14 protein-coding genes are annotated in these 14,973 nt (G+C 68.6%); 5 read left to right on the forward strand and 9 right to left on the reverse strand.

The annotated features are described in order from the left end of the window. Positions 1–84: 84 nt before the first annotated feature. From FOF45_RS04035 to FOF45_RS04055, 5 genes are all read left to right on the forward strand, one after another. A complete protein-coding gene (locus tag FOF45_RS04035) occupies positions 85–2,052 on the forward strand; it encodes a TonB-dependent copper receptor (RefSeq protein ID WP_233264199.1) in 1,968 nt (655 codons plus the stop codon). Between the two features lie 136 nt (positions 2,053–2,188). Continuing rightward, positions 2,189–2,431, forward strand: coding sequence for a hypothetical protein (locus tag FOF45_RS04040; protein WP_158982716.1), 243 nt, complete (start codon positions 2,189–2,191; stop codon positions 2,429–2,431). Positions 2,432–2,450: 19 nt separating this feature from the next. After that, positions 2,451–3,944 carry a UbiD family decarboxylase gene (locus FOF45_RS04045; protein ID WP_158982717.1) on the forward strand — a complete coding sequence of 498 codons (1,494 nt, stop codon included), beginning with the start codon at positions 2,451–2,453 and terminating at the stop codon, positions 3,942–3,944. Positions 3,945–3,984: 40 nt separating this feature from the next. Further along, positions 3,985–4,983, forward strand: coding sequence for a ubiquinone anaerobic biosynthesis protein UbiU (ubiU, locus tag FOF45_RS04050; RefSeq protein WP_158982718.1), 999 nt, complete (start codon positions 3,985–3,987; stop codon positions 4,981–4,983). A 1-nt stretch (position 4,984) separates the two neighbouring features. Beyond that, on the forward strand, positions 4,985–5,866 hold the full coding sequence (locus tag FOF45_RS04055; protein WP_158982719.1) for a U32 family peptidase: 882 nt from the start codon (positions 4,985–4,987) through the stop codon (positions 5,864–5,866). 2 nt (positions 5,867–5,868) lie between these two features. On the opposite strand, the gene nadB is transcribed toward FOF45_RS04055, so the two are convergent. The 9 genes from nadB to FOF45_RS04100 all read right to left on the reverse strand — a co-directional run bounded on the left by nadB (position 5,869) and on the right by FOF45_RS04100 (position 14,935). After that, complete coding sequence (gene nadB, locus FOF45_RS04060) at positions 5,869–7,266, reverse strand: L-aspartate oxidase (protein WP_233264043.1); 1,398 nt, start codon at positions 7,264–7,266, stop codon at positions 5,869–5,871. Positions 7,267–7,283: 17 nt separating this feature from the next. Next, the gene (nadA, locus tag FOF45_RS04065) at positions 7,284–8,303 is read right to left on the reverse strand and encodes a quinolinate synthase NadA (RefSeq protein WP_158982720.1); all 1,020 of its coding nucleotides are present in this window, start codon (positions 8,301–8,303) and stop codon (positions 7,284–7,286) included. A gap of 9 nt (positions 8,304–8,312) precedes the next feature. After that, a complete protein-coding gene (gene ubiT / locus FOF45_RS04070; RefSeq protein WP_158982721.1) occupies positions 8,313–9,155 on the reverse strand; it encodes a ubiquinone anaerobic biosynthesis accessory factor UbiT in 843 nt (280 codons plus the stop codon). 70 nt (positions 9,156–9,225) lie between these two features. After that, positions 9,226–10,479, reverse strand: a complete 1,254-nt coding sequence (locus FOF45_RS04075) for a hypothetical protein (protein WP_158982722.1) — start codon at positions 10,477–10,479, stop codon at positions 9,226–9,228. After that, positions 10,476–10,727, reverse strand: a complete 252-nt coding sequence (locus FOF45_RS04080; protein WP_158982723.1) for a DUF2249 domain-containing protein — start codon at positions 10,725–10,727, stop codon at positions 10,476–10,478. The genes FOF45_RS04075 and FOF45_RS04080 overlap by 4 nt, the downstream gene beginning before the upstream one ends. Before the next feature lie 13 nt (positions 10,728–10,740). Beyond that, positions 10,741–10,881: a hypothetical protein gene (locus tag FOF45_RS04085; protein WP_158982724.1), complete on the reverse strand. Its 141-nt coding sequence runs from the start codon at positions 10,879–10,881 to the stop codon at positions 10,741–10,743. 3 nt (positions 10,882–10,884) lie between these two features. After that, positions 10,885–11,283 (reverse strand): SirB2 family protein, encoded by a 399-nt coding sequence (locus FOF45_RS04090; RefSeq protein ID WP_158982725.1) that lies wholly within the window; start codon positions 11,281–11,283, stop codon positions 10,885–10,887. Between the two features lie 37 nt (positions 11,284–11,320). Further along, on the reverse strand, positions 11,321–12,550 hold the full coding sequence (locus FOF45_RS04095; RefSeq protein WP_158982726.1) for an NnrS family protein: 1,230 nt from the start codon (positions 12,548–12,550) through the stop codon (positions 11,321–11,323). A 114-nt stretch (positions 12,551–12,664) separates the two neighbouring features. Beyond that, positions 12,665–14,935 carry a nitric-oxide reductase large subunit gene (locus FOF45_RS04100; protein WP_158982727.1) on the reverse strand — a complete coding sequence of 757 codons (2,271 nt, stop codon included), beginning with the start codon at positions 14,933–14,935 and terminating at the stop codon, positions 12,665–12,667. Between the last annotated feature and the right edge of the window lie 38 nt (positions 14,936–14,973).

Below are 14,973 nucleotides of genomic sequence, written 5' to 3' on the forward strand. Positions count from 1 at the left end.
GTGCGCCCGCTTGCGCTCGCGCTATCCCTGTTCGTCGCGGGCACCTGCGCGGCGAACGAAAGCGCACACGCGCACGACGACTCTATGCACGACCCCGTCACGCTCGACACGCTCGTCGTCACCGACGTCATGCCGACGCTGGCGATGACCTTCGTCACCAACACCAAGCTGCCGCGCCAGCCAGTGCCGGCCAGCGACGGCGCCGATTACCTGCGCACGGTGCCCGGCTTCACCTCGATCCGCAGCGGCGGCACCAATGGCGATCCGGTCTTGCGCGGCATGTTCGGATCGCGCCTGAACCTGCTCACCGACGGCGGCCACATGCAGGGCGCATGTCCGGCGCGCATGGACAATTCGCTGTCCTACGTTTCGCCGGAAACCTACGACCGGCTCGAAGTGATCAAGGGACCGCAGACGGTGCTGTGGGGACCGGGCGCGTCGGCGGGCACGGTGCGTTTCGAGCGCGACATTCCGTTCTTCGATGCGCCAGGCATGCAGTTCAACGGCAGCCTCACGGGCGGCAGCTTCGATCGCAACGACCAGGTGATCGATACCGCCGTCGGCAATGCGGATGTCTATGCGCGCCTGACCGCCAACCGCTCCGAATCCGACGACTACCGCGACGGCAACGGCGAGCGCGTGCCGTCGGCGTGGGAGAAGTGGAATACCGACGTCGCGTTCGGTTGGACGCCGGATGCCGACACGCTGGTGGAAGTCGGCGCCGGCACCGGCGACGGCGAGGCGCGTTATGCAGGTCGCGGCATGGACGGCGCGCAGTTCGATCGCACCAGCTATGGCGTGCGCGCGGAGCGTCGCAACATCGGCGAAGTGTTCGACAAGATAGAAGCACGTCTCTACTACAACGACGTCGATCACGTAATGGACAACTACACACTGCGCGATCCCGATCCGAACGGCAGCATGCCGATGCCGATGGCGAGCAACGTCGCCCAGCGCACGACCGGTGGCCGCATCGCCGCGACGTGGAAGACCGAGGCATGGGACCTGCAGGCCGGCATCGACCAGCGCGACAGTCGTCATCGCCAGCGAAGCGCGATGGGCCGCGACGTCTACCTGTCGAAGCCGTGGACGACCGACGCGCGCTTCGACAACGTTGGCGTGTTCGCGGAACTCGGGTGGAATCTTGCCGAGCGCCAGCGCCTCGTCAGTGGCCTGCGCGTGGATCGCGCGGGTGCGACGGACGAACGCGCGAGGACCGGCGGGATGATGCCGCGCCCGAATCCAACGGCCGGCCAGACGCGCCACGAAACGCTGCCGTCGGGACTCGTGCGCTGGGAAGTGCAGCCGAAGGACTCCGCGATCATGTGGCACTTCGGCCTCGGCCACGTGCAGCGCATGCCCGACTACTGGGAGCTGTTCTCGCCGGGCAGCGGCCCGACGGGCTCGCTCAACGCCTTCTCCGCGATCGAACCCGAACGCACCACCCAGCTCGACGTCGGCATGCACTACCGCGCCGGACGCTGGGATGCGTGGGCCAGCCTGTACGCGGGACGCATCCAGGACTACATCCTGTTCAAGTATTCGCGCGGCATGATGGGTTCGACGACGCAGGCCTACAACGCCGACGCCGACATCCGCGGCGGCGAAGTCGGCGCGGAGTTCCGCCCGAAGGAGAACTGGAAGTTCGGCGGCACGCTCGCATACGCCTGGGGTGAACTCGACGACGGTGGCGCGCTGCCGCAGACACCGCCGCTGGAAGCGCGCCTGACCGCGTCGTACGACAACAAGCGCTGGTCGGCGGGCGCGCTGCTGCGCGCGGTGTCGGAGCAGGATCGCGTCAATCCCGGTTACGGCAACGTGGTCGGTCAGGACCTCGGTCCAAGCGCGGGCTTCGCGACGTTCTCGATCAACGGCGGCTATCGCTTCACGCCGCGCCTGAGCCTCGCGGCGGGCATCGACAACATCTTCGACCGCGCCTATGCCGAGCACCTGAACCTCGCCGGCAACAGTGCATTCGGTTATCCGGCCGACCCGGTGCGCATCAACGAGCCCGGCCGCAGCGCGTGGCTGAAGCTCAACTACAAGTACTGAGCGCACGACTCCGCGGTGCGCGTCGTCGATCTGCCCTGCCCTTGACGTGAGTCAAGGGCAACCGCGCCGGCGCTGCCTAGCCTGAGCATGTCACGGAGCGCACCGGCGCGCTCCGTTTTCCTCAGGAACATATCCGATGATCTCCGCGACGAATCCGAACCTCCAGACCGAACGCGAACTCCTGCTCACCCGCGCCCTGCGCAACGCCGATCCGGAAGCGGAGGTCAGCATCGACCACGAAACCGGCCAGCTCAGCATTTCCACCGTGCTCGGCGAGGGTGAGGTGATGGAACTCCTGGCAGGCCTGGGCGTCGATGCGGCACCGATTCCCGCCGCACATGGCGAAGGCGGCAATTGCTGCGGCGGTTGCGGCGGTTGATTCGCACCCGTCCGCCACGATGCGTTTCCACGACCTGCGCCAGTTCCTCGGCTGCCTGTCCGACCACGGTCAGCTGCTGGAGATCGACGCCCCCATCGATCCCGAGCTGGAAAGCACCGCACTGAGCCTGCGCGCCTTGCGTGCACAGGGGCCTGCGCTGCTGATGCACAACGCCAGCGGCTCGACGCATCCGCTGCTGGGCAATCTGTTCGGCCATCGCTCGCGGATCGAACTCGCGCTGGGCGAGCGGCCGCTGTCGTCGCTGCGCGAACTCGGCGAACTCCTCGCTGCGATCAAGGAGCCGCGCTGGCCTTCCAGCGTGCGCGACGCGTTGTCGAGCTGGCCAGAGCTGGCGCAGCTTGCGCACGTCGCGCCGCGTGCGTGCGATGACGCGGCATTCAACGAAGAAGTACTCGAAGGCGAAGCCGTCGACCTGCGTCGCCTGCCGATCCAGCGCTGCTGGCCGGAAGACATCGACCGCCTTATCACCTTCGGTCTGGTGATCACGCGCGGCACGCGCCAGCCGCGCCAGAACGTGGCGATCTATCGCCAGCAGCCCATCGGTCGCAACCGCGTGATCATGCGCTGGCTCGCGCATCGCGGTGGCGCACAGGATTACGCGAGCTGGCAGGCGATGCATCCGGATCGTCCGTTCCCCGTGCTGGTCGCGATTGGTGCGGACCCGGCGACGATGCTCGCGGCCGTCGCGCCGGTCCCGGACACGTTGTCGGAGTACGAGTTCGCCGGCCTGCTGCGTGGTGCGCGTTCGCGCGTATGGCACAGCGCGCTGACTGGTCTCGATGCGCCGGCCGGCGCGGAGATCGTGCTCGAAGGCTTCATCCATCCGGGCGACACCGCGCTGGAAGGACCATTCGGCGACCACACCGGCTACTACAACGCCCAGGCGCATTTCCCGGTGCTCACCGTCGAGCGCATGCGCCTGCGCCGCAATGCGATCTACCACGGCAGCTACATGGGCCGCGCGCCGTTCGACGAGCCATCCGTGCTGTCGATGGCGCTCAACGACCTGTTCGTGCCGATCCTGCGCAAGGTGTTCCCGGAGATCGAGGACTTCTACCTGCCACCGGAAGCGTGCTCGTACCGCGTCGCCATCGTCAGCATCCGCAAGCAGTACGCGGGCCATGCGCGGCGCGTGATGCTCGGCGTGTGGTCGTACCTGCGCCAGTTCACGTACACCAAGTTCGTGATCGTCACCGACGAGGACATCAACGTGCGCGACTGGAGCGAGGTGATCTGGGCGGTGTCCACGCGCGTGGATCCGGCGCGCGACAGCGTGCTGATCGAGAACACGCCGATCGACTACCTCGACTTCGCCAGTCCGACCTCGGGGCTGGGTTCCAAGCTCGGCCTGGATGCCACGCGCAAGTGGGCCGGCGAGAGCGACCGCGAATGGGGTCGTCCGATCACCCTCGATCCGCAAGTGGAACGACGCGTGGATGCGATCTGGGAGCAGGTGTGCCGTGCGCGCGAGGAGCCGCCGCCCGGAATCTGACGCTGGACGGTTCGGCCCTTCCCTTCCACGGATTCCTTCCATGCAACTGGTCTGTCCCGCCGGCAATCTGCCGGCCCTTCGCACCGCCATCGACGCGGGTGCGGATGCGGTCTATCTCGGCTTCCGCGACCAGACGAACGCGCGCGCGTTCCCTGGCCTGAACTTCGACGACGGCGAGATCCGCCAGGGCATCGCCTATGCGCATGCGCGCGGCCGCCAGGTGTATGTCGCCCTGAACACCTATCCCGACAGCGCGCGCCTGTCGCACTGGCAACGCGCAGTAGATCAAGCCGCGGAGCTGGGCGTGGACGCGATCATCGCCGCCGAGATGGGCGTGCTCGACTATGCGTGCCGCACCCATCCGTCGCTGCCGCGCCATCTGTCGGTGCAGGGATCGGCGACGACAGCCCCGGCATTGCGCTATGCGCACGAGCGCTTCGGCATCGCCCGCGCGGTGCTGCCGCGCGTGCTCTCAGTGCAGCAGGTCGAACGACTGTGCGCGAACGCACCGGTACCGCTGGAAGTGTTCGCGTTCGGCAGCCTGTGCATCATGGTCGAGGGTCGCTGCCAGCTTTCGAGCTACGTCACCGGCGCGTCGCCGAACCGCCACGGCGTGTGCTCGCCGGCGCGCTTCGTGCGCTGGGAAGAGCACGACGACGGCCGCCGCAGCGTGCGACTGAACGACGTGCTGATCGACCGTTTCGACCCGGCCGAACCTGCCGCCTATCCAACCGTCTGCAAGGGACGCTTCGGCGTCGCCGGCGAAGTCTTCCACGCGCTGGAAGAACCCACCAGCCTCAACACGCTCGACCTTCTGCCTCGACTGGCGCAGGCAGGCGTGGCGGCGTTGAAGATCGAGGGCCGCCAGCGTGGCGCGGCCTACGTCGACGCGGTGACGCGTACCTGGCGCGCGGCGATCGACCGGCATCGTGTCGCGCCGGAAGCATGGCGTGCGCAACCCGCCTGGCACACGACGCTGGCCGCGCATGCGGAAGGCCACCAGACCACCCTCGGCCCCTACCACCGCGAGTGGCACTGACATGCAGTTGAGCCTCGGACCCCTGCAGTACTTCTGGCCGCGCGAACGCACGCTGGCCTTCTACCGCGAAGCGGCGGCGTGGCCGCTGCATTCGATCTACCTCGGCGAAACCGTGTGCAGCAAGCGCCGCGAGCTGCGCACGCGCGACTGGATCGCGCTGGCGGAGGAATTGTCCACGAGCGGCAAGCAGGTCGTGCTGTCGTCGCTGGCGCTGATCGAGGCCGAATCCGAACTGAGCGCATTGCAGCGTCTGGTCGATGACGGTCGCTTCTGGATCGAGGCCAACGACCTGTCGGCGGTGCAACTGTGCCGCGAACGCCGCGTGCCCTTCGTCGCCGGCCCCAGCCTCAACGTCTACAACCACGACGCGCTGGCGATGCTGATCGAGGACGGCCTGCGGCGCTGGGTGCCGGGCGTCGAGCAGGGCCACGCGCTGATCGGCGAACTGCTGTCGGCGCTGGAGGCTCGCGGCACCGCGCGTCCCGAGGTCGAGGTGATCGCGTGGGGTCGGCTGCCGCTCTCCTATTCGGCGCGCTGCTTCACCGCGCGCGCGGCGGACGTGAGCAAGGACCAGTGCGGCTTCCGTTGCATCGACCATCCCGACGGCCTGCCCCTGACCACGCGCGATGGCCGACCGTTCCTGCGCATCAACGGCATCCAGGTGCAAGGCGAGGAGACCATCGACCTGCTGCCGGAGCTGCCACGTCTGCGCGAACTCGGCGTCGACCTACTCCGGTTGTATCCGCAGGCGGAAGGCATGGATGGGATCGTAGAGCATGCGGCACGGGCGCTCGCGGCGGACACGCCCGTGGATGCACTCGGCGCACGCAACGGCTACTGGCACGGCGAACCCGGCATGAGCGGGATCGCACGCGACGCGTGAAGTCAGCCGTCCTCGCGCCAGTGCGCACCGAGGCTGCGCGAGCGTCGCAGCGCCGAGGCCAGCAGGCGCTGCGCCACGGTCGTTTCCCAGCCGGAACCGGCCATCTCGTCGATATGCGCGCATGCATCACGCAGCGCTTCCGCATTGCGAACCGGTCCGGCCGCGTTCCACAGGATCTCGCGCAAGCGTGCGAGGGCCGGCGGCGCAAGTGCCGATCCCGGTTCCGCGGTGATCGTCGCGCCGGCGGTCGATGCGGCGTGGCGAAGACGCAGGTGCCGTCCGGTGCGACGCCCGCAGACCACGCCCTCCAGCAGCGAGTTGCTCGCAAGCCGGTTCGCGCCGTGCAGGCCATTGCACGCGACTTCGCCGACTGCGTACAGGTTGGTTACCGACGTGCGCCCCAGGGGATCGGTCGCGAGCCCGCCCATGTGGAAGTGCGCGGCGGCCGCGATCGGGATCCGATCGTGGCGTGGGTCCACGCCATGCTCGCGGCATGAGGCCAGCACCGTCGGGAACGCGTGCGTCCATCCGTCGGGCAGCGACGTCGCGTCCAGCCATACCGGCCCATCGCGTCCGGCTTCCCAGACGCGACGGGCCACGATGTCGCGCGGCGCGAGGTCGCCGAGCGGATGGCGGCCTTGCATCAGCGCATCGCCGCGATGATCCAGCAGGCGCGCGCCGGCGCCGCGCAGGGCTTCGGTGATCAGCGGCAGCCGCGTCTGCGTGCCGTCGAACGCAGTCGGATGGAACTGGACGAATTCCAGATCACGCGTGCGTGCGCCGGCGGCGAGCCCGAGCGCGATTCCGGAGCCGCGACTGGACCCGGGATTGGTCGTGCGCGCGTACAACGCGCCGATTCCGCCCGTGGCCAGCACGACCGCATCGGCGTCGATCTCCTCCACGTGACCGTGGCCATTGCGTACGCGAACGCCGACGACCATCCCGTCCGCCATCAACAGCGCTTCCACTTCGGTGTTCTCGCGCCACTGGACGTGCGCGGCGTCATGCACGCGCTCGCGCAGCGCGACGACCGCGCGCTCGCCGGTGCGGTCCCCACCCGCGTGGACGATGCGCGACCGTCCATGACCGCCCTCGCGGCCCAGCGCGTGCTCGCCACGGGCGGTTCGATCGAACGCCAGGCCATTCGATTCCAGCCAGGCGATGGCCTCGCGCGCCTGCACCAGCACGTTCCAGACGATCGTCGCGTCGTTGTGGTGCGCGCCGGCGGTGAGCGTATCGGCGACGTGCGCGCGCACGTTGTCCTCATGTCCGAGTGCGGCGGCGATGCCGCCCTGTGCCAAGCGGCTGGCGTTGAGTCCGCCGGCGTCCAGCAGCACCACTTCGCGCGGCGCGGCCGACAGTGCGGTGCTGAGTCCCGCGATCCCGGCGCCGACCACCACGATCGGCGCGGTGCGTCTTAAACGGGATCGCGCCGCCCGACCTGCAGCATGCGTTCCAGCGCCAGGCGCGCGCGTCGCGCCACCTCCGTCGGTACCGTCACTTCGTGCTTCAGGTGCAGCAGGCAGTCGTGGATGTTCGGCAGCGTGATCCGCTTCATGTGCGGGCACAGGTTGCATGGCTTGATGAACTCGATGTCGGGGAACTCGGCGCGCAGGTTGTCGGCCATCGAACATTCGGTGATCAGCGCGACGCGCTGCGGCCGCTCCCGCGCGAGCCAGCGACCCATCGCCGTGGTGGACCCGACGAAGTCGGCTTCGGCCTGCACTTCGGGTGGACACTCCGGGTGCGCGACGAGCATCGCGTCGAAGCGCTCGCGCGCGTGCCGCGCCTGCGGCACGGTGAACTGTTCGTGCACTTCGCAGCGGCCATCCCAGAGCACCAGCTCGACGTCCGTCTGCGCGGCGACGTGGGCGCCGAGGAAACGGTCCGGCAGGAAGATCACCTTGTCCGCGCCCATCGCCTGCACCACCTGCACCGCGTTGGCGCTGGTGCAGCAGGCGTCGGACTCGGCCTTCACCGCGGCCGACGTGTTGACGTAGCTCACCACCGGTGCGCCAGGATGCTGCGCGCGCAGCGCACGCACGTCCGCGGCCGTGATGGAGGACGCCAGCGAGCAGCCGGCCTCCAGATCGGGAATCAGCACCGTGCGATCGGGCGCGAGGATCTTCGCCGTCTCGGCCATGAAGTGGACGCCGCACAACACGATCAGGCCAGCGTCGCAATCGGCGGCGGCCTGCGCGAGCGCGAGCGAATCGCCAGTGACGTCGGCCACGCCGTGGAAGATCTCCGGCGACTGGTAGCTGTGCGCCATGATCACCGCGCCGCGTTCGCGCTTGAGCCGCTCGATCGCATCGATCCACGGCAGGTGCAGCGGCCATTCCAGGCACGGCAGCAGCGGCTCGAGACGCGCGCCGAGCTCGGCGTAGCGGTCTTCCAGGTCCTCGCTCCAGCGCGGCGCGAACGATGTGGACGGCATCCGGATTCCTCAGGCGTGTGCGGTGGCGTGGACGGCGCGCGCCGCGCGCATGCCGCGTGCGGTGCGATGCAGGACGATGCGCAGCCCCAGCGGCAGCGATTCCCACGGCAGGCGATCGAGCAGGTTGCGTACCGTGAGGCCGAGCTCGACGTCGCCGGTGAGCATCAGCCGGCGCTGGAAGAACAGCGTGTCCGCGTCCTCGAGCCGGCTCGCCAGCAGCATCAGGTCGGTGGCGGTGCCGCGCACGACGGCCTCGGCCGCGCCACGACTGCGGCGCACGCGACCTGTGTCGACTTCCAGCACCCACGACAAGCCCAGGTCGGTCACCTCGATGCCGATGCGGCGGTGCTCGACGGTCTGCAGCCAGTCGCCCTGCATGCTCGCGAGCAGCGCCTTCGACAGGACGCGTTCGGCCGCGCCGTCGAGCAGCGCCGACGGAACCAGCGCGAGCGGCGCACGCCATCGGCGCGGCGGCGGGAGCAGGCGCAACAGGCGCGTGGTGCGACTCGCATCGCCCTCGCCCTGCGTCCACGTCGATGCCGGTTCCGCACGCGCACGCGACGCCTGCTGCTGGCAGGCATCGCCGATCAGCGTGTCGACGAGACGGTGCGCGGATGCCACCGGGATGCGCAGGCGCGTCGCCATGCGTTCGGCACGCTCATGGACCTGCGCTTCGCGATCGTGGTCGTGGACAGGGGCGTCCATCGCGTTCTTCGCCGGTCCTGCGGCGGACACGAGGCGGCGTCGCGCCGCGAGCAGCACGATCATCGCGTCGTCGACGCGATCGATGCCGAAACGCGCGCCGGACAGGACGCGACGGGCCAGGCGGGGTCGGGTGTTCTGCGGTTGCATGCGGTTTCCCATCGTCGATGGTCGGGCGCCAGATGCTAGGTGCGCGCCGCCGCGCTGCCATTGACCTGCGTCAATCCGGGGCCAGCTCGGCGGCATGGCGCCGCATCCGGCGATGGCAATGGCACAGCGTGATGAGCGTCGCGGCGTGCGCGAGGGCCAGCGCCACACCAGCGACCGCCTGTCCTTCCTGCGTCCATACGGCGGTCGCGAGCACCGCCGATGCGACCACGTGCGCGCCGAACACGCGCCGCTTCGCGCGTTCTGGCATCAACCGGCCCACGCCGGGGACCTGGCGGCCGCGCGGCACGTCGCGGCGCAGCTGGATCCATGCCAGGAACGCGGCGATCTCCAGCAGCATTGCGGCCACCAGCATCGGCAGCCCGATGCCGAGCGCGAGCACGCCGATGCGCACGGCGCGCAGGGGGTCGTCCTGCGGCCACCACAACAACAGCGCCGCCGCGACAGCGAGCACGCTGGCGCCGGTCGCCCACCCCGCGATCAGCGCGTGATTGCGTCGATGGCGCGCGCGCAGCTGCGTCCACAGCGACGCGAGCGCGAACACCCACACCGCTGCCGCCACGACCATCGCCAGCCATGCGTCGTCGCCCTGCATGCGTGCGATTCCGCCGGCCACCAGCCCGACGAGGACGCTCGTCAGCCATGCCGCCACGCCGCGCGGCGGCAGCGCACGCGCGCCCTGCAGCATCGGCATCGTCACCGAGCCGACGGCGACGATCAGCGCGAGCGTCCAGCCAACGGTACCGAACGCGGCGTGCGTGTCGACCACGCGATCGAGCGCGATGCGAAGTTCACCGCCGAGGGTGAGCACCGCGGCCACACCGAGTACGGCCGTGGCGACCAGCCCGGCCAGCGCGATGCCGATCGCAGCACGCAGCCATCGCGTACCGGCGCCCTTCGCCAGCGCGCGTGCGGCGAGGATCGCGAACACCAGCAGCGACCCTGCCACCAGGCATCCGGCGAGATGCAGCGCGACCATGTTCAGGCCCGACATCCCGTACGCGAACAGCATCAACCCGACGTTGAACGCGGCATGCAGCAACGGGAACAGGCGGCGATGATCGAACGGGCTCATCACCGCGACCGGCAGGAACTGCGTAAGCGCGCCCAGCATGGCGTTGCCCAGCACGCCAAGTGCGACGAGATGCACCAGCACCACCGTCGGAGGCGACCAGCGCGACGCGAGTGCGGTCTCGCCATGCCATGCCAGCCACGCGCCGGCGACCACGCCCCACGCCGGGGCGCTCGCGAGGAATCGCATCGGCACGCTGGGCGACGGCGCCTGCGTGAGTGCAAGGCCGCTCAAACGTCCGCATCTCCGTCGAGGATCGACGCATGGTCGGCGCGCACGATGCGCACGCGGTAGCCACGATCAGCGGGCGCGACCGCTACCGCATACCCGTCGGCGTCCAGCATCGCCAGCAACGGCGCGGGATACAGCGGCGTGAATGCCTCCAGGCAGGCATCGCCGGGTAGCACAGCGAGCGCGTCGAGGATGCGTTGCATCGGCTCCGGCGGCGCGAGCTCGCGCAGGTCGAGGCTGGTATGCGGCATCAGCACGACGGACTCACACGTCCTGTTCGAGGTCCGCGTCGTATTCGTCGTGCGCGTCGGCGGCGGTGGTGCTCAGGCCCGCCGCGTCGAAGGATTCGGCGACCATCGCGAAGGCGGCCGTGCCGGGTTCGATCGAGTCGTTCCAGAAGTTCATAGGTCATCCCAACAGGTAGAACAGGCCCAGCGGGTTGTGCGCACGGGCGATGAAGTAGATCTGCGCGAACACCAGCAGCGCGGCGGCGAACGCGATGGCGCGCGTCCGCGGCGTGCGGCCGCGCCGCAATGCGAACACGCCGAGCACGATGTACACGACCACCAACGCGACCTTCACCGTGAGCCAGCCGTTGGCGAAGAGCTCCTTCGGCAGGATCGTCAGCAGCATCATCGCCGCGGTCAGCAGGACCGTATCGACGGTGTAGCTGAAGTAGCGCACCGGAGCGGCCATCGGCCAGCGCATGCCGACCAGCAGGCCACCGCCGCGCAGCAGGAACAGGCTGCCGCTGCAGGCGATTGCGAGGATGTGGACAAGCTTGATCTGCGGGTAGAACTCGAGCATCACTATCTCAACCGTGCTGTATCAACCGTGTGTTGTCTCAACCGGGCTTTCCGTCGGCGCGCGGGGTCAGGTAGATCCAGCCCAGGCGCGACACCCACGGCAGGAACGCAACCAGCCAGCCGATCGCCGCGACGGCATGCCATGCGTAGGCGTCGGGTGCGATCTCGGCCGCGATACGAAGCACGGCTACGATCTGCACGGCGACGAACGCGAACCACGCGATCGGGTACATCGCCAGCGGACGGCCGGAGTGACCCTGCGTCACACGCGTCACCATCGCGATCAGCAGGCTGCCGAAGAATCCGATGAACAAGGCATGCGCGGGCGCGCGACCCAGCTGGAAGCCGCCGTCCATCGCATAGATCGCACTCTGCAGCGAATACAGCGCGAAGGTGATCGGCAGCCATGCCGTGCCGATGAACAGCACCGCCAGGATCCCCGGCATGCGCTTGCGCGGCCACCAGTGCCACAGCGCGAGCAGCGACAGCGCAAGCAGGGGAACGTCGACCAGCCACAGCCATGCATACGCGTGCGACAGCTCCAGCAGCAGGTGCGCGAACAGCAGCGCCCACGCGGCACCGAGCCACCACATCGGTCGCCACGCGCGATAGCCCGGCACCACGTTGGCGGCGAAGAACGGGAACATGCGGTGCGCGACGGTCAGGTACACCGGCAGCAGCAGGCCGACCGTGCCGAGCTTGATGCTCAGCATCGCCAGCACCGGCGATCCGCCCAGCACGAATGCGAGGAACGCGAGCAGCCCGGCCCAGCCCAGCACCAGCGCAAGGAAGCACGAACGCGCGTGCCAGGTCGTGCCTTCTTCCTGCAGCAGCAGGCGACCGAGGAAGAACAGACCCGTCGTCCAGCCCGCCGCGGCCATCAGCACGCCGATGAGGACGCCGACTTCCAGTCCGCAGGCGCCGAGCAGGAGCGCAAGCTGTCCGCCCATCAGGCCGGCGCCTATCGGCACGTAGTGCCAGCGTTCCAGCGAAGGTAGGCCCATCCAGCGCGGGAAGACGGTGAGCAGGAATCCGAAGATGAAACTCGGCAGCACCAGGTACTGCATGATGAAGGCGTGCAGCCAGCCGGCCGGCACGCTCACCTGGGGCGCGGACAGCAGTCCCGGCCAGCGCGTGGACACCAGCCACACCGCCCACCACAGCATCGCCAGCAACACGTTTCCCGCGCCGATGAAGAACATCAGCCGGTGCGGGGCCTGCATGAGGTGGCGCGCGGAAGCGCCGGGGGGTTCGGTGGCCTGGAGCATGCGGGCAGTGTCGTCCTGGCCCTGTGTAGGCGCCTTGACACATGTCACCCGCGCCAAAGAAAACGCCCGGCCGTTTCCGGCCGGGCGTTGCAGGGCCCTATGGGGGAGGGACGATCAGGCCTTGCTGGGCAGTGCGTCGGTCGCCTCGACACGCTTGGGCGCCACCCACAGGCGGAACACGAACCAGGCCAGCGCCACCGCACCGACGCTGAAGATCGTGTCGGACGGCACGCGCATCCACACCAGCAGGTCCACGATCGGCTGCTGCATGAACTCGGCCGAACGCGCGTACCAGTAACCGTGGTCGAGCGCCGCCTTCAGCTGGAGGATGCCCAGCGGAAGCAGGGTGAACAGCGCCATGCCGGCCAGGCCGATGTTGAAGGCCCAGAAGCTGGTGCGCAGCACCTTCTCGTTCCACTGCACGTCCGGCTTCAGGCCGCGCAGGCAGAACAGCATCAGGCCGATGCCGAGCATGCCGTACACGCCGAACAGCGCGGTGTGGCCGTGGGTCGGAGTCAGGTTCAGGCCCTGCATGTAGTACAGCGACAGCGGCGGGTTGATGAGGAAGCCGAACAGGCCCGCACCGACCAGGTTCCAGAACGCCACCGCGATGAAGAACATGATCGGCCAGCGGTAACGCTGCATCCACGGCGTCGCCTTGCCCATCTTGTAGCTGTGGTAGGCCTCGAAACCGACGTACGCCAGCGGCACCACTTCCAGCGCGGAGAAGCTGGCGCCCAGCGCGATGACCGCGGTCGGCGTGCCGGTGAAGTACAGGTGGTGCAACGTGCCGAGCACGCCGCCAGCCATGAACACGATGGTCGCGAACAGCACCGCGATCGTCGCGGTGCGCACCTGCAGCAGGCCCAGACGGGTGAACAGGAACGACATCACCGCCACGGCGAAGACCTCGAAGAAGCCTTCCACCCACAGGTGCACGACCCACCAGCGCCAGTACTCGATCATCGACAACGAGGTGTGCTCGCCCCACATCAGGCCGGCCGCGTAGAACAGGCCGATCGCAACGGTGGACAGGAACAGCAGCACCACGATCGAGCGCGACTCGCCGCCGTTGCGGATCGCCGGCCACAGCGCGCGACCGACCAGCGTCAGCCACAGGCCCAGGCCGATGAACAGGAACCACTGCCAGAAGCGACCGAGGTCGACGTATTCCCAGCCCTGGTGACCGAACCAGAAGTTGTGCTCCAGGCCGAGCTTCTGCATCACCGCGAACCACTGTCCGGCGAACGCACCGACCACGATGACCAGCAAGCACACCCACAGCAGGTTCACGCCCAGCCGCTGGAACTTCGGCTCATGGCCGGAGATCGCTGGGCCGATGTAGAGGCCCATGCCCAGCCACGCGGTGGCGATCCACAACACCGCCAGCTGCGTGTGCCAGGTGCGCGTGAGCGCATACGGCAGCACATCGGACAGCGCGAATCCGTACGCCTCCTGACCCTCGACCTGGTAGTGCGCGGTGATCGCGCCGAGCAGGATCTGGGTGAGGAACAGCGCGATCACCACCCAGAAATACTTGGCGGTGGCCTTCATCGACGGTGTGACCTTGATCGACGCCAGCGGATCGGTCTTCGGCAGCGCCGGCGCGAGTTCCTCGCCGTGGTTGACCGCGTAGTGCCAGCCGAGCAGGCCGATGCCGGCGATCAGGAACAGCACGCTGAACACCGTCCACACGAACGCGGCCGTGGTGGGCTTGTTGCCGACCACGGAGTCCGCGGGCCAGTTGGCCGTGTACGTGATGTCCGAACCCGGCCGCTGCGTCACCGCGGCCCAGGACGTCCACCAGTAGAACGCGGTGAGCTTCTTGCGATGTTCCGCATCGGGAACCGTGTCGTTGCGCATCGCGTACGCTTCGCGCAGCTCGGCGGTCGCCGGATCGTTGCCGAACAGACTCTCGTAGTGCTTCGCGACTTCGCCGATCGCAGCGACGCGATCGGCGTCGATACGGATCGTCTGCGTCTGGGCGTCGTAAGTGTTGGGACGCAGCAGCGCCTGCACGCGCGCCTGGTAGGCGGCCTGCTGGTCCGCACCGAGGCTGGCGTAGTCCTTGGCGCCGGCCTCACGCGCCCAACCGTCCATGACGGCAACGGCTTCGCGGTGCAGCCAGTCGGCGCTCCAGTCCGGCGCGACGTAACCGCCGTGGCCCCAGATCGAACCGAGCTGCTGGCCGCCGATCGACTGCCATACCTGGCGTCCGGTCTCGATGTCCTTTCGCGTGAAGACGACTTCGCCGGTGGGACCGACGACCTGTTCGGGCATCGGTGGCGACTGGCGGTGGATCTCGCTGCCGACCCAGAGCAGGACGGCGAACGATGCGATGAGCAGGACCGCCAAGCCTGCCCATAGCTTGCGGGTGGAATTCATGTCTGCGCTCCTATGGATAGCGCGGGCATCTTCCGGCC

This window comes from Lysobacter panacisoli (assembly GCF_009765165.1).
Lineage (GTDB): Bacteria > Pseudomonadota > Gammaproteobacteria > Xanthomonadales > Xanthomonadaceae > Lysobacter_J > Lysobacter_J panacisoli.

What these genes read in the sequence shown, in the direction of transcription:
- FOF45_RS04035 (WP_233264199.1), top strand. Translation starts at nt 85, where the DNA reads ATGCACGACCCCGTCACGCTCGACACGCTCGTCGTCACCGACGTCATG.
- FOF45_RS04040 (WP_158982716.1), top strand. Translation starts at nt 2,189, where the DNA reads ATGATCTCCGCGACGAATCCGAACCTCCAGACCGAACGCGAACTCCTG.
- FOF45_RS04045 (WP_158982717.1), top strand. Translation starts at nt 2,451, where the DNA reads ATGCGTTTCCACGACCTGCGCCAGTTCCTCGGCTGCCTGTCCGACCAC.
- ubiU (WP_158982718.1), top strand. Translation starts at nt 3,985, where the DNA reads ATGCAACTGGTCTGTCCCGCCGGCAATCTGCCGGCCCTTCGCACCGCC.
- FOF45_RS04055 (WP_158982719.1), top strand. Translation starts at nt 4,985, where the DNA reads ATGCAGTTGAGCCTCGGACCCCTGCAGTACTTCTGGCCGCGCGAACGC.
- nadA (WP_158982720.1), bottom strand. Translation starts at nt 8,303, where the DNA reads ATGCCGTCCACATCGTTCGCGCCGCGCTGGAGCGAGGACCTGGAAGAC.
- ubiT (WP_158982721.1), bottom strand. Translation starts at nt 9,155, where the DNA reads ATGCAACCGCAGAACACCCGACCCCGCCTGGCCCGTCGCGTCCTGTCC.
- FOF45_RS04080 (WP_158982723.1), bottom strand. Translation starts at nt 10,727, where the DNA reads ATGCCGCATACCAGCCTCGACCTGCGCGAGCTCGCGCCGCCGGAGCCG.
- FOF45_RS04085 (WP_158982724.1), bottom strand. Translation starts at nt 10,881, where the DNA reads ATGAACTTCTGGAACGACTCGATCGAACCCGGCACGGCCGCCTTCGCG.
- FOF45_RS04090 (WP_158982725.1), bottom strand. Translation starts at nt 11,283, where the DNA reads ATGCTCGAGTTCTACCCGCAGATCAAGCTTGTCCACATCCTCGCAATC.
- FOF45_RS04095 (WP_158982726.1), bottom strand. Translation starts at nt 12,550, where the DNA reads ATGCTCCAGGCCACCGAACCCCCCGGCGCTTCCGCGCGCCACCTCATG.
- FOF45_RS04100 (WP_158982727.1), bottom strand. Translation starts at nt 14,935, where the DNA reads ATGAATTCCACCCGCAAGCTATGGGCAGGCTTGGCGGTCCTGCTCATC.